The sequence below is a fragment of the Acinetobacter chinensis genome (genome assembly GCF_002165375.2).
Taxonomy (GTDB): Bacteria; Pseudomonadota; Gammaproteobacteria; order Pseudomonadales; family Moraxellaceae; genus Acinetobacter; species Acinetobacter chinensis.
On record NZ_CP032134.1, the window covers coordinates 172405 to 185236 of the forward strand.

15 protein-coding genes are annotated in these 12832 nt (G+C 45.0%); 7 read left to right on the forward strand and 8 right to left on the reverse strand.

Annotated features, from left to right (window positions below; all coding sequences use genetic code 11):
- Window positions 1–69 precede the first annotated feature (69 nt).
- The 4 genes from atpG to CDG60_RS01595 all read left to right on the forward strand — a co-directional run bounded on the left by atpG (window position 70) and on the right by CDG60_RS01595 (window position 3233).
- A complete protein-coding gene (gene atpG, locus CDG60_RS01580) occupies window positions 70–939 on the forward strand; it encodes a F0F1 ATP synthase subunit gamma (RefSeq protein ID WP_087514190.1) in 870 nt (289 codons plus the stop codon).
- A 26-nt stretch (window positions 940–965) separates the two neighbouring features.
- Window positions 966–2360 (forward strand): F0F1 ATP synthase subunit beta, encoded by a 1395-nt coding sequence (gene atpD, locus CDG60_RS01585; RefSeq protein WP_004684425.1) that lies wholly within the window; start codon window positions 966–968, stop codon window positions 2358–2360.
- Between the two features lie 27 nt (window positions 2361–2387).
- Complete coding sequence (locus tag CDG60_RS01590) at window positions 2388–2807, forward strand: F0F1 ATP synthase subunit epsilon (protein WP_087514189.1); 420 nt, start codon at window positions 2388–2390, stop codon at window positions 2805–2807.
- A 132-nt stretch (window positions 2808–2939) separates the two neighbouring features.
- Window positions 2940–3233, forward strand: coding sequence for a hypothetical protein (locus CDG60_RS01595; RefSeq protein WP_087514188.1), 294 nt, complete (start codon window positions 2940–2942; stop codon window positions 3231–3233).
- 10 nt (window positions 3234–3243) lie between these two features.
- Here CDG60_RS01595 and CDG60_RS01600 read toward each other — a convergent pair whose 3' ends face one another.
- Complete coding sequence (locus CDG60_RS01600; protein ID WP_087514187.1) at window positions 3244–3993, reverse strand: CatB-related O-acetyltransferase; 750 nt, start codon at window positions 3991–3993, stop codon at window positions 3244–3246.
- Between the two features lie 98 nt (window positions 3994–4091).
- On the opposite strand from CDG60_RS01600, the gene CDG60_RS01605 reads away from it, so the two are divergent.
- On the forward strand, window positions 4092–4556 hold the full coding sequence (locus tag CDG60_RS01605; protein ID WP_087514186.1) for a hypothetical protein: 465 nt from the start codon (window positions 4092–4094) through the stop codon (window positions 4554–4556).
- Here the strand turns inward: CDG60_RS01605 and CDG60_RS01610 are convergent.
- Both CDG60_RS01610 and CDG60_RS01615 read right to left on the reverse strand, forming a co-directional pair.
- A complete protein-coding gene (locus CDG60_RS01610; protein WP_087514204.1) occupies window positions 4553–5554 on the reverse strand; it encodes a pirin family protein in 1002 nt (333 codons plus the stop codon). The genes CDG60_RS01605 and CDG60_RS01610 overlap by 4 nt on opposite strands.
- Before the next feature lie 145 nt (window positions 5555–5699).
- Window positions 5700–6329 (reverse strand): TetR/AcrR family transcriptional regulator, encoded by a 630-nt coding sequence (locus CDG60_RS01615; protein WP_087514185.1) that lies wholly within the window; start codon window positions 6327–6329, stop codon window positions 5700–5702.
- A gap of 140 nt (window positions 6330–6469) precedes the next feature.
- Between CDG60_RS01615 and CDG60_RS01620 the strand changes: the two genes are divergently transcribed.
- Both CDG60_RS01620 and CDG60_RS01625 read left to right on the forward strand, forming a co-directional pair.
- Complete coding sequence (locus CDG60_RS01620) at window positions 6470–7957, forward strand: flavin-containing monooxygenase (RefSeq protein WP_087514203.1); 1488 nt, start codon at window positions 6470–6472, stop codon at window positions 7955–7957.
- 39 nt (window positions 7958–7996) lie between these two features.
- Window positions 7997–8836 carry an SDR family oxidoreductase gene (locus CDG60_RS01625; protein ID WP_087514184.1) on the forward strand — a complete coding sequence of 280 codons (840 nt, stop codon included), beginning with the start codon at window positions 7997–7999 and terminating at the stop codon, window positions 8834–8836.
- A gap of 8 nt (window positions 8837–8844) precedes the next feature.
- Here the strand turns inward: CDG60_RS01625 and CDG60_RS01630 are convergent, their stop codons facing one another.
- The 5 genes from CDG60_RS01630 to CDG60_RS01650 all read right to left on the reverse strand — a co-directional run bounded on the left by CDG60_RS01630 (window position 8845) and on the right by CDG60_RS01650 (window position 12798).
- Window positions 8845–9432 (reverse strand): PM1805 family lipoprotein, encoded by a 588-nt coding sequence (locus CDG60_RS01630; protein WP_087514183.1) that lies wholly within the window; start codon window positions 9430–9432, stop codon window positions 8845–8847.
- Window positions 9433–9571: 139 nt separating this feature from the next.
- On the reverse strand, window positions 9572–9931 hold the full coding sequence (locus tag CDG60_RS01635; protein WP_087514182.1) for an RcnB family protein: 360 nt from the start codon (window positions 9929–9931) through the stop codon (window positions 9572–9574).
- A 173-nt stretch (window positions 9932–10104) separates the two neighbouring features.
- The gene (locus tag CDG60_RS01640) at window positions 10105–10650 is read right to left on the reverse strand and encodes a glutathione peroxidase (RefSeq protein WP_087514181.1); all 546 of its coding nucleotides are present in this window, start codon (window positions 10648–10650) and stop codon (window positions 10105–10107) included.
- 142 nt (window positions 10651–10792) lie between these two features.
- Window positions 10793–11554, reverse strand: a complete 762-nt coding sequence (locus CDG60_RS01645; protein WP_087514180.1) for a helix-turn-helix transcriptional regulator — start codon at window positions 11552–11554, stop codon at window positions 10793–10795.
- A gap of 14 nt (window positions 11555–11568) precedes the next feature.
- Entirely contained in the window at window positions 11569–12798 is a 1230-nt protein-coding gene (locus CDG60_RS01650) for an MFS transporter (RefSeq protein WP_087514179.1), read from the reverse strand.
- Window positions 12799–12832 lie beyond the last annotated feature (34 nt).

The following is a 12832-nucleotide window of genomic DNA, read 5'->3' on the forward strand; positions in this document are numbered from 1 at the left end:
AGTTAAGGTTTGGTTCACGGAATCAACCTTCGAAAGCTCGAAAGGGCTTTCGAATACTAGGTTAAGCGTATGGCAAATTTAAAAGAAATTCGCGCCAAAGTAGCCAGTATCAAGAGCACGCAGAAAATTACTCGCGCGATGCAAATGGTAGCGGCTTCTAAGATGCGTCGTGCGCAAGAGCGCATGGCTCAGGGCCGTCCGTATGCCGAAAATATGCACCGTGTAATTGCTCATCTGGTCCAGGCGAATCCTGAATATAAACACCGTTATATGGTTGAACGCCCTGTGAAGCGCGTTGGCTATATCATTGTTTCTTCAGATCGCGGCCTTGCTGGTGGTTTGAACATTAACCTGTTCAAAAAAGTGGTCAAACACGTACAACAGCAACAAGAGCAGTCAATTGAAGTTCAGTTTGCTTTGATTGGTCAAAAAGCGGTTTCGTTTTTTAAAAACTACGGCGGTAAAGTACTTGGTGCAACGACAAACGTCGGTGATACACCAAGTCTTGAACAGTTATCTGGTTCTGTACAGGTGATGTTGGACGCGTTTGATAAAGGCGAGTTAGATCGTATTTATTTAGTGTCAAACGGCTTTGTCAATGCCATGACTCAAGATCAGAAGATTGAACAGCTTGTTCCTTTAGCAGCTGCTGAAGATGACAAGACTCTTAACCGTCAGTACGGTTGGGACTATATCTATGAGCCTGAAGCTGAAGAGCTTTTAAATGGCTTACTGGTTCGTTATATCGAGTCTGTGGTATATCAAGGTGTGATCGAAAACATCGCGTGTGAGCAGTCAGCTCGTATGGTTGCAATGAAAGCTGCAACTGACAACGCTGGTGATTTGATCAAGAGCCTGCAACTTATTTATAACAAGCTGCGTCAAGCCGCGATTACTCAGGAAATTTCTGAGATCGTTGGTGGTGCCGCTGCCGTTTAACATTATTTTGAATTGAGGAGACAGCAATGAGTAGCGGTCGTATCATTCAGATCATCGGCGCGGTTATCGACGTCGAGTTTGAACGTAACAGCGTTCCTAAGATCTATGACGCTCTCCACGTTGATGGCACTGAAACTACACTTGAAGTTCAGCAACAACTTGGTGATGGCGTAGTTCGTACTATTGCAATGGGTTCTACTGAAGGCCTTAAGCGTGGTCTGAACGTAACTAACACTAACGCGCCTATCTCTGTACCAGTTGGTACAGCGACTCTTGGTCGTATTATGGACGTTCTTGGTCGCCCAATCGACGAAGCTGGTCCAGTTGCAACTGAAGCGCGTTTACCGATTCACCGTCAGGCACCTTCTTATGCTGAACAGGCTGCTTCTACTGACCTTTTAGAAACTGGTATTAAAGTCATCGACTTACTTTGCCCGTTTGCTAAAGGTGGTAAAGTTGGTTTATTCGGTGGTGCGGGTGTTGGTAAAACCGTAAACATGATGGAACTGATCAACAACATCGCGAAAGCTCACTCAGGTTTATCTGTGTTTGCTGGTGTTGGTGAGCGTACTCGTGAAGGTAACGACTTCTATCACGAGATGAAAGATTCCAACGTTCTTGACAAAGTAGCAATGGTCTACGGTCAGATGAATGAGCCACCAGGTAACCGTTTACGCGTAGCGTTGACTGGTCTGACTATGGCTGAATATTTCCGTGACGAGAAAGACGAAAACGGTAAAGGCCGTGACGTTCTATTGTTCGTAGATAACATCTACCGTTATACACTAGCAGGTACTGAAGTATCAGCACTGTTAGGTCGTATGCCATCTGCTGTAGGTTACCAGCCTACACTTGCAGAAGAGATGGGTGTTCTTCAGGAACGTATTACATCGACTAAGTCTGGTTCTATTACGTCAATCCAAGCGGTATACGTACCTGCCGATGACTTAACAGATCCATCGCCTGCAACTACGTTCGCTCACCTGGACGCGACTGTTGTATTGAGCCGTGACATCGCATCTTCTGGTATTTATCCAGCGATCGATCCACTTGACTCAACTTCACGTCAGTTGGATCCACTTGTAGTAGGTGCTGAGCATTACGAAATCGCTCGTTCAGTTCAAAACGTTCTTCAGCGTTATAAAGAACTGAAAGACATTATCGCAATTCTTGGTATGGACGAACTGGCAGAAGAAGACAAACTTACTGTATACCGTGCACGTAAGATCCAGCGTTTCTTCTCCCAACCGTTCCACGTAGCTGAAGTGTTTACTGGTGCTCCTGGTAAACTTGTACCGCTTAAAGAAACGATTCGTGGCTTTAAAGGTCTTCTAGCTGGTGAATACGACCACATTCCAGAACAGGCGTTCTATATGGTTGGTGGTATTGACGAAGTGATCGCTAAAGCCGAGAAGCTTTAATTAGCAACTCTCATTTAGGAGATTCACATGTCGACTATGCAATGTGACGTTGTAAGTGTTAAAGAGTCTTTGTACTCTGGCACTGTAACAATGCTTATCGCAAAAGGTGCTGGCGGTGAATTGGGTATCATGCCTGGTCACGCTCCGTTAGTCACTTTACTTAAGCCGGGCGCAATCCGCGTTCAGCTTGAGAATGGTACAGAAGAGTTAATCTATGTATCAGGTGGTGTACTTGAAGTTCAGCCGCATGTTGTAACTGTTCTTGCAGATACAGCTGTACGTGCGGAAAGTCTTGATGAAGCGGCAATTATTGAAGCACGTAAAAATGCTGAAACTTTGCTTGCAAATCAGAAGAGCGATCTGGACGCTGCTGCTGCTTTGGCTGCTCTTGCAGAAACTGCTGCTCAGCTGGAAACCATCCGCAAAATCAAAAACCGCGCTCAGTAAGACGCAGTTGGAGATTGAAGAACCACCCGAAAGGGTGGTTTTTTTATGGGTAAATAAAATAAGCTAAAGTCTATTTTACCTGGATCTGTTTTCAGCATAATCTTGAAAATATCAATGAATTTTTGACATGTTATGAATCTGATCGAACAACAGCCTCATTTCTGGGAGCTTTATCAGAACCACGATCAATATTATCTCAGTATCGCTGTGGATATGAGTTCCGTGGTGTCCTGCTGGGATATAAGACTGAAGGATGATGTTGCTGAACATTATAAAAATAAGGGACGGATAGCGATTGAGGAACTTGCAGACCGTATCGTAAAAGAATCTTATTGCGGGGATTTCAGTCTGCTGGAACAGTTTTCAGCATCACCTGAGGACAAACAGGCAATGCAGCAGGCCTTTATGCTGTGGAAAAAAGGATGACAGTGGACTGTTATTTTACGACCGATCTGAAATCATTCACTGTGAGTGGTTCAGGTTTGAAAGGTTGTAGGCTGGCTTTAATCCGAGCAAACTGTTCAAGAAATTCGTCAATATTTTCGATATCCAGTTGCTGGATGTCTGGAAATTCGTAATTCCACCATTCTGATTCCAGCAGTTTCTGTATCTGTTCTTCACTGAAACGGTATTTGATCACTTTGGCAGGATTTCCTCCAACAACGGCATAAGCAGGGACATCTTTGGTCACGACCGCATTGGCAGCAATCACCGCTCCATTGCCAATAATCAGATCATTTTTTAAAACCGCATTTGCCCCAATCCATACATCATGCCCAATGATCAGACCATGCTCTCTCATTGCACTGGGTCGGCGTCGCACATTCATGGCTGTAATATCTGAATTGTGATCCTGCAGAAATTTGCTGAAAATATGGAACTTAGGGTCATAAGTTGAACTGCTGGTGGTTAACCATTCCAGCGGATGCCTTACCCCCAGGACAGAAATACCTTTGGCAATGGAACAATAACGTCCCATTTTGGTATTGGCAGGCAGAATACTGAAGGAATATGAAAAACTGCCAATACTCCAGAGAATATTGCCTCTTAAAATGGCAGAATAAGGTTCCATTTTTAAATCTGGGAAAAATTTAAGTACGTCATCATCATGATGTCTGGATGTTCCGTTACCTGAAAAAAATATCCGTTTTTCCTGTAAAATATCTTTTATATTCTGATAAAGCATGGTCTTTACTCTAAGTTATTATCGCTTTTATATGTTGTCTGAAGCATATTCAAATGATGAACTGACTTTAATATAATCAGAAGTTCTGGAAAAACTCTATGAAGAATAATAAAAAACTACATATTGCTGTGTTCTGCTTTTTATTTTCAGCTTGTCAGTCTCAGTTTGTTACAACACCAAACTCACCAACAGAAGCCAGTCTTGTTGCTGATGCCGTGGACAATGGTTTAAGTGCCGAACTGGACATTCCCTATGTGCAGGCATATATGAATCTGAAACAGGCTTATCAGTGCTGTATTGCATTTTCAGCAGAAAAAGATTTTGTATTTACAGATAACCGCCTGGAACAGCATCTGGAGATGGGAACATTGTTTGCACGAACTGAAGGGGGAGCATATCTGCAAAAAACCACAGTAGAAGCGCTTGCACCTGAAAAAACACGGATTACGCTGTTTCTGCCTGCAAAGTTCAGATTTGCTCAGCAAAGATTTAAACAGGATTTAAGGTGGGCGCATGGGAAGGATGCACTGTGCAATCACTACCCGTATCATCTGAAAAGTTAAAGTTCAGATTCTGGAAATTCTTTACGCTGACCTCCCTCATAACTGGCAAAGCGGGGTTGTTCACGGTTAAATACAGGAGCTGGACTGTCCCATGGCCATTCACCGAAATGGGTTGCTCTGTAACGACGAAAAGCATCGTCCAGTTCCTGGGCACTGTTCAGTACAAAAGGTCCCCGCATGGCAACAGGTTCACCAATCGGTTCACCTTCCAGCCACAATATACGGGCTTCAAGCCCGCCTGCTTTTAAATGAATTTCTGTATCGGGTTTCAGTTCTGCCAGGTATTTATGCTGAACCGCCTGGTCTTCAATCTTAAGCGTGTTGCCCTGGTAAAAATAGGCAAAACGGCTGGAGGTGGGTGAGGTGGCCGGAATGGTCAGTTCTGCATAGGGTTCCAGGGTCAGCAGATAAATATTGACTTTGTTACGACTGTCCGCAGCCCATGAGTGAGGCGGTCTGCTGATGGCTTCAGTCTCTTTATAGTGCCCAGAGATGACACGAATATCCGATTTTCTGGACTCCTGATCCGTTTCAAATACATGTGGAATCTGTTCACGCCACATCATTTTATAGGCGGCATCCTGTTTCTTCTGTTCTGCCGATGAGTTGAACCAGATCTGAAAGAGTTCAAAAGGATTGCTTTTATCCTGATGAATCAGGGGAAACATTTCACAGTGTTCAACGCCATTTCCTGTGCTGAGCCACTGCACATCCCCTGCAGCATAACGTCCGCCATTTCCAAGTGAATCAAAATGATCAACAAAGCCCTGTTCCACCAGGGTAATGGTTTCAAAACCGGTATGTGGATGTTCGGGGAAACCTGGGACAGTTTCTCCGTAGTACATGTTGTATTCATGATTCTGAGCAGGGGAGACAGGCCCCAGTTGCGCATTTCCAGCAGGGAAATGATCAATGTGATGTGCAGTAAAAAGGAACGGATCTTTAAGATCGAGCCTGAATTCAATCGGTGTCAGTTCATAAATTATATTATTGTTCATATTTTTACGTCTCATCTGCTTTTTTTCTGTCGCAGTCACGGACAGCTTCTGATTTTAATGTAAGCCAGAAACCGGACAGAGTTCAGCAGTAATTTGTAAACTTATGAATTTTTAAAGGTTATAGAAATCAGGGCTATGCAGATATTCAGTTTTTCATTCCCTGCACAATCAGCTGAATAACAGAGACTGCATAGTTCTCAAGCGCAGTCAGATCATCAGGAGCTGTCAGAAAGCGTAAGGCTCCGTTGGTAATCATGCCAATAATGGCATGTGCTGTGGCTTCGGTATCCAGATCCTGACGTAAAAAGCCCTGTTCCACGCCATTTTGCAGATAATGGGCAGTGATGGTGGCTGACATCTGAATCATGCTCTGAACATACTGAGTCATTTCCGCATCTATGGATGTTGCTTCGAGCAGAATCAGTTTCAGTGCCAGTGGATTTTCCTGTGCAAATGCAATCAGACGTTCTGCAATACGTTCACACTGTTCCTGATAAGCTGCCAGCGTACTGACCGCAGCAGGAGCATTTTCACCGGTCAGCAGACTGTTGATTTTTGTCACAGTATCAATGATGACTTTTTCCAGGATATCTCTTTTGTTCTGAAAATGACGATAAAACGTCCCATGACCAATGCCCAGCCGTGTTGCAATATCTGCAATAGCGGTCTGATGATAGCCACGTTCAGAGAACTCAAGGAAAGCAGCCTGAATAATGTCCTGCTGCAGTTGAATTTTCTGACGTTCTGCACGACTGAGTGACGATAAATCTGACATGATCAAGAAAATAAAATAGACATTTCTGACTCAATATAACGACAATTATGTACATTGACAATCCATTCCGTTTTTGACAGTCTGTTCCAACTGTATATTATGTGATCGGATTGACTGAGATGGATGATCAGAAAAATAAAATGAATACGTCAGAATTCCATAAAGTGATCATTATTGGTGGCGGCTTTGCAGGACTGGGCGCAGCGATCAAAATGAAAGAGCAGGGAATAGAGGATTTTATTCTGCTTGAAAAAGGAGATGAGCTCGGAGGTGTATGGCGTGAAAATACCTATCCTGGCTGTGCCTGCGATGTACCGTCTGCACTGTATTCCTATTCATTTGAACCCAATCCGAAATGGAGCAGGGTTTTCGCACCCCAGGCAGAAATTAAAACCTATTTACAGGATGTTGCTGCAAAACATCAGATCATGCCTTTTGTCCGTCTGGGGCATGAAGCGCTGAGTGCCACCTGGTCAGATCAGGACGGTTGCTGGATTATACAGACCAATCAGGGCGAATTCAGAGCACAGTTTTCCATCATGGCATGTGGTCCTATGCATGAACCTGTATTGCCTGCGGTCAGTGGTATTGAGAACTTTGCAGGAGAGATTTTTCATTCATCCCGCTGGCGTCATGATATTGACCTGACGGGTAAGCGTGTTGCCGTGATTGGTACGGGAGCATCTGCGATTCAGTTTGTTCCTCAGATTCAGCCTCAGGTCAGTCAGCTGACGGTTTTTCAGCGTACAGCGCAATGGATTTTGCCGAAATCAGATATGAACCTGCCGAAACCGGTTCAGGCTTTGTTTAAGTTATTGCCGCTGACTCAGCAACTGATGCGTGGTGGCGTATATGGCATTTTTGAAACCATTAATGGTGGTATCCAGAGTCCGACAGCAATGAAGCAGTTTCAGCGTCTGGCAAAACTGCATCTGCAGCTGACCATTAAAGATCCTGAGCTGAGACGGAAACTGACGCCTGACTTTATTATTGGCTGTAAGCGGATTCTTCAGTCCAATAACTGGTATCCAGCACTGGCACAGCCTAATGTCAGGGTCATTGCCAGCGGTCTTGCCAAAGTGGAAGGAAATACCCTGATTGCTTCGGATGGCAGTCAGTGTGAGGCAGATATTATTATTCTGGGAACAGGATTTGAAATCGCAGAACCACCGATAGCCAAACGGGTGTTTAACCGTTTTGGTCAGTCCATGGCAGAGGTCTGGCAAGGGAGTCCGGAAGGATACAAAGGCACTATGGTCGCCGACTGTCCCAATGGTTTTCTGATGTTTGGTCCAAATGTGGCAGTGAGTTCATCCGCATTCATCATTATTGAAGCACAGCTGACCCACATTATGGATGCGCTGCGGCAGGCGATTGAGCTGGATATTCAGACCATCGAGCCTGATCCTGAAAAAACAGCTGTTTATAATGAAAAAATTCAGGCTGCCTTACAGTCGACTGTATGGAATAAAGGTGGCTGTCAGAGTTATTTTCTGGATCGGAATGGTCGTAACAGTGTGGCCTGGCCGTGGACGACATTTAAGCTGAGAGAGCAGTTGAGTGCTTTTAATCTGGCGGAATATCGCCTGAATCATGCATCAGAGCAACAGGAATCAGTATCTGTATGACAGAACTGTAAAAATAAAAGAGTTTAAAAGGATAATAAAATGTCAGGAAAACAAAAACTGAAAGGTAAGGTGGTCGCAGTCACAGGTGGTGCAAGAGGAATCGGGTTTGCTATAGCCACGGCCCTGGTTGCTCAGGGTGCAAAAGTGAGTATTGGTGATGTCGATATCCAATTGGCAAAACAGGCAGCAGAAAAGCTGGGTGCAGTTGCCTTTGAACTGGATGTCCGAGACAGGGCTTCGTTTGCAGCATTTATTGAACAGACGATTGCTTACTATGGCGAGCTGTATGCACTGGTCAATAACGCAGGCATTATGCCTATGGGTGCATTTCTTGAGGAAGATCCTGCACTGGCTGATGCCCAGATCGACATTAACTTCCGTGGTGTGGTGTATGGCATGCAGCAGGCATTACCTGTCCTGCTGGCACAGGGACAGGGTCATATTGTCAATATCGCATCGCTGGCAGGACGCTTTGCGATCCCTGGTGCAGCAGTTTATACCGGAACAAAGTTTGCTGTGGTCGGCATGACTGAAGCTGTTGCAGCCGATTACAGAGATAGCGGAGTTTATTTTTCAGCCATTATGCCATCCAAAGTCCTGACTGAACTGTCTTCAGGTACGGATGGCGCAGATCAGGGTATTCCTGCGGTAACGCCTGAGCAGGTGGCGCAGGCTGTTGTCGGCGTACTGGTTAAACCCCGACTGCTGGTGGCGGTTCCGGATTATTTACAGGTGGCGCACAGTGCCTATCATCTGCTGCCTGCCTGGGTACAGGACAAGGGGCGCCGACTGCTGGGTGACCGCAGAATTCTTGAAAAACTGGATAAGGCTGCACATGCAGGTTATGCAGACCGTATCAGCCGACTGACTGGGAAATAAATACAGCTTTACTGCTCTGCTGAAGCTGTATTTTCCTGCTCAGTATTCTTTTCCTGCGGCAGCAGCATGGTCGCAAGTTTCAGCATTTCTGACTGTACGCTTCCAATCTGCTGCTGAATCTGGGCAAAGTTGATTTTGCTGAAATCAAGATCACCATTTAAAAAAGAACTGCTCAGTAACTGCTGACTGGCATGCAGCATCTGCTGACGGATGGATTCCACTTCCTGGCTTTTCAGATTCAGACTTTCCAGTGCAGTATTGAAACCGGTTAACTGCTGTTTCAGCTCGCTGGCTGAGGTGGACAGTAACTGCTGGTCTTTATTCTGAACAGCTGTCTGAAGATCAGACTGAGTCTGCTGCAGCTGCTGCATATATTGTCCTGCTTTCATTTGCAGGTCGGCTGTGTCACGAATCATATAGAGCATATTGCCACTTGGCAGCTGTTTTTGTGTCTCCATGGTTTGCTCTGAAACGGACTGTTCAGCTGTTGTATTTTCCTGGACAGGTGCTTCACGTGCCTGTTCACAGCCAATTAAAAGAACCCCTGCTGTAAAAATCGCAAATGGAAGTAATGCACCCTGAATCAGTTTTTTCATCTTTCTCTGCTTTTATAACGTTGCTCTGCTGTGTACTGACTATAGAATTAAAATGTGGAGATAAATGTTAAAGTTGCAAAGTCATAACAAACATAAATAAAAAGAGCACTTAGTGTACTCTTTTTCGTTCATGAACGGTTTAGCCCGCAATGATACGGATAATGGTATGGGTTAAGGTACTGGTTAACACATAATCTCCATTGACCTTGATCCACTGCTGCTGATGACCAGGTTTACTGAGTTTTCTGTATTTGCTGTGATCAACTTTATAGCCTTGTCCACGATACTGGGCTGGGACTTTCTGTCCTGCTTTCCAGTCATGGGAAGGATGGACTGATTTTTTCTGAGTCTGACCGTGCTGATTGTGTTGATTACTCTGTGTGCTGTGCTGAACCTGATGATGCTGTTCAGACGGATGACTCTGAGGTGCTGCAGATGCAGAAACGGAAATCAGTGCAGCAGAAATGGACAGGATCAGCGATTTGGTAAATGTATTCATGATCGGACTCTTATCAGGATATTGCTCTATAAGCGTCATTAAATGCCTGAATTTTTGATGCAGAAAGGAGGGAATGTTGTCTTATGATTTAAATAATGAATAAAAATAGAATGTATATGTAAAAAATGAGGTGATTATTATCACCTCATGAGAATTATTTAATCAGTCAGGATTTATTTTGCCAGTTCAGCATTGATGGCATCAACGATGCGGGCATCATCTGCTTTGATATCAGGTGCAAAACGGGCAACGACTTCTCCCTGTTTATTGATCAGGAATTTTTCAAAGTTCCACAGCACCTCAGGTGGCTCATTTGGAGTCAGTCCATAATCCACCAGGTCTTTCCACCACGGTCCTTCACCGGTACGGACTGGAACAGCCTGAGTCAGGGTTGTATACAGAGGATGCTTGTCATCACCTGCGACAGAAATTTTTGAAAAAAGCGGAAAATCCACCTGATAATTCAGTGAACAGAATTCCTGAATTTCTGCATCAGAACCCGGTTCCTGTGCCAGGAAGTTATTGGCAGGAAAGCCCAGAATTTCCAGACCTTCAGCTTTTTTCTCTGTGTACAGTTTTTCAAGCCCTTCATACTGAGGGGTCAGTCCACATTTAGATGCCACATTTACGATCAGCAGTACTTTTCCTTCGTACTGGTTCAGCGTGACGTCATTGCCCTGAATCGTCTTTACCGGAATATTGTAAACCGAAGTGCTCATAGTATTGTCCTGATTTAAATTGTTATTTCAGCATGCAAGTTGTATCGGGAATTATCACGATGGGCAAGTGATTCCTGCGGAACTTTCAGAAGAATTTTGTATGTGAATATGGCAGATTCAGATTTTCATAACCGTGCTGTCATCAGTTTTCGTGAAGCTGAGAGGGAGTCTGCCCCGTGTGCCGTTTAAAAAATTCAATAAAACTCGAACTGTGCTGATAACCGAGTTCATAGGCCGTTTTCTTGATGCTGATGCCTTTACGCAGCTGTCCGATGGCATAAATAATTTTTGCCCGGTTGCGCCATTCAGAAATCGGAATCTGCAGCTCCTGCTGGCTGAGTCTTAAAATATGTCGTTCGCTCAAAGGAAAAGTACCCAGTAACTGCTGCAGGCTGAGATTAAACTTTTCAGGATCGGACAGCAGTTTCAGTATGGGTTCAAGCACTGCATGACTGCTTTGTGGTAAATACTGATGATGACAGGGTGCCAGTTGCAGCTGATCCATCAGCACCTGAAGCAGATGCTGCTGGTAGTGTGCAACAGGATAACCTGCTTTTTTCTGAGCCAGCAGTTCCATCACGGTATGTCTTAAGAAGGGGGTAATGCTCAGGGTTTTGCTGTCCTGGCTGAATAAATGACACAGCGAGGCATGTAGACGGATACAGATGTAATGGGTCAGCTGGGTATCCACGGCAATGCTGCAGTGTTCTGTCCGGGGTGGAATCCAGATGCCATAACTGGGTGGCGACATAAAGACCTGAGATCCGATTGAAAACTCGAGCAGACCATTCAGACTGAAATTGAAATCGCCCCACAGACAGCTGTGTGGGGTGATGGTTTCATCTTTGTGAAAATGAAATTCTTCAATTTCCATCAGATCTTTAAGCACAACATTATTCTGCATGGCGGACTGATCGGCTATGAGGTGCATTCCATTTTAGGATTATTCAGACCACGTGACCATGTAAATATTGAAAGTACTGCGATCAGAATAAAACTGAGCACGCTGTAGAGCAGGATGCTTGCATTGAAATGATCCACGACATAGCCGCCCAGTAATGACCCTGTGGCAATCATGACCTGGAAGAAACCGACAAACAGCGGCATCCCTTTTTCAACGGCATCAGGCGCATGCACAAACATCCAGATATTGGCTGTTGTTGGGAATGCACCGAATGCAAAACCCCACAGTGCGGTCAGTATGAGTGCACCGGGCAGATAAACGGCAAACACAGGGAAGCTGAAAAATACAATGGCAAAGAGCAGGCAGATAAAGGCAAAGGTATAACGGACATTCAGGTTGCCACTGTAGCCGGCAAAAGCGTTACCGAAAATACCTGCAACACCGTACAGGAGTAGAAGACTGCTGATGGTGGAGCTGTCAAACCCTGCAGTATTTTTAAAAAATGGAGCCAGATAACTGAAGGATGAAAAGTGTGCCAGTCCGACCAGAATAATAATAATCAATCCTTTACGGGCTTTTTTATTTTTCAGTAAGGCAGGCAGATCACGGAAATGGATGGCTGAATCCGGTTTCAGTGCAGGCAGGAAAATCAGTTCCAGCAACAGGACCACAGCACCAATAATGGCTGTCAGCAGAAAGGCATTCCTCCAGCCAAAATATTCACTTAACCAGGTCCCCAGAGGAACACCGAGTACTGTTGCAAGCGTAACACCCGCCATGACAATGGCAGTGGCTTTAGCAATCGGCAGATGCTGTGGTCCCAGTTTTCCACTCAGAGCAATGGCGGTTGCCCAGAAACCACCAATGGCGATACCGAGTATAAAACGGCTGAACAGAAGCATGGACAGACTCGTGGAAAAAGCAGTCATCAGATTGGCGATCACCATAATGACAGTCAGTCCGATCAGCAGATATTTACGGTCAAGTTCTTTGATCCACACGGGTAACAGGGGGGCGGCAAGGGCTGCCATAATGCCAGGTAGCGTAATCACCAGACCCGCCGTTCCTGCTGAAATATGCAGATCTGAGGCAATGCTGTTCAGTACACCAATCGGTAGAAACTCACTGGTGACCAGGGCAAAAGCGGTAATGGCGACAGAAAGCAGGGCATACCAGCTGCCCTTTGTGGTGGGGGGAGCTTCAGAGCGTATTTCGCTGTTCTGACTGTTGGGAGAGATTGGCATAATCAGGTTCCATATTCAGGTATTTTGTTTGAAT

Bases quoted from the DNA above. Each gene is read 5' to 3' on its own strand.
- atpG (WP_087514190.1), top strand. From the start codon at position 70: ATGGCAAATTTAAAAGAAATTCGCGCCAAAGTAGCCAGTATCAAGAGC.
- CDG60_RS01640 (WP_087514181.1), bottom strand. From the start codon at position 10,650: ATGAGCACTTCGGTTTACAATATTCCGGTAAAGACGATTCAGGGCAAT.
- CDG60_RS01610 (WP_087514204.1), bottom strand. From the start codon at position 5,554: ATGAACAATAATATAATTTATGAACTGACACCGATTGAATTCAGGCTC.
- CDG60_RS01615 (WP_087514185.1), bottom strand. From the start codon at position 6,329: ATGTCAGATTTATCGTCACTCAGTCGTGCAGAACGTCAGAAAATTCAA.
- CDG60_RS01600 (WP_087514187.1), bottom strand. From the start codon at position 3,993: ATGCTTTATCAGAATATAAAAGATATTTTACAGGAAAAACGGATATTT.
- CDG60_RS01645 (WP_087514180.1), bottom strand. From the start codon at position 11,554: ATGCAGAATAATGTTGTGCTTAAAGATCTGATGGAAATTGAAGAATTT.
- CDG60_RS01605 (WP_087514186.1), top strand. From the start codon at position 4,092: ATGAAGAATAATAAAAAACTACATATTGCTGTGTTCTGCTTTTTATTT.
- CDG60_RS01595 (WP_087514188.1), top strand. From the start codon at position 2,940: ATGAATCTGATCGAACAACAGCCTCATTTCTGGGAGCTTTATCAGAAC.
- CDG60_RS01635 (WP_087514182.1), bottom strand. From the start codon at position 9,931: ATGAATACATTTACCAAATCGCTGATCCTGTCCATTTCTGCTGCACTG.
- CDG60_RS01630 (WP_087514183.1), bottom strand. From the start codon at position 9,432: ATGAAAAAACTGATTCAGGGTGCATTACTTCCATTTGCGATTTTTACA.
- CDG60_RS01650 (WP_087514179.1), bottom strand. From the start codon at position 12,798: ATGCCAATCTCTCCCAACAGTCAGAACAGCGAAATACGCTCTGAAGCT.
- atpD (WP_004684425.1), top strand. From the start codon at position 966: ATGAGTAGCGGTCGTATCATTCAGATCATCGGCGCGGTTATCGACGTC.
- CDG60_RS01620 (WP_087514203.1), top strand. From the start codon at position 6,470: ATGAATACGTCAGAATTCCATAAAGTGATCATTATTGGTGGCGGCTTT.
- CDG60_RS01590 (WP_087514189.1), top strand. From the start codon at position 2,388: ATGTCGACTATGCAATGTGACGTTGTAAGTGTTAAAGAGTCTTTGTAC.
- CDG60_RS01625 (WP_087514184.1), top strand. From the start codon at position 7,997: ATGTCAGGAAAACAAAAACTGAAAGGTAAGGTGGTCGCAGTCACAGGT.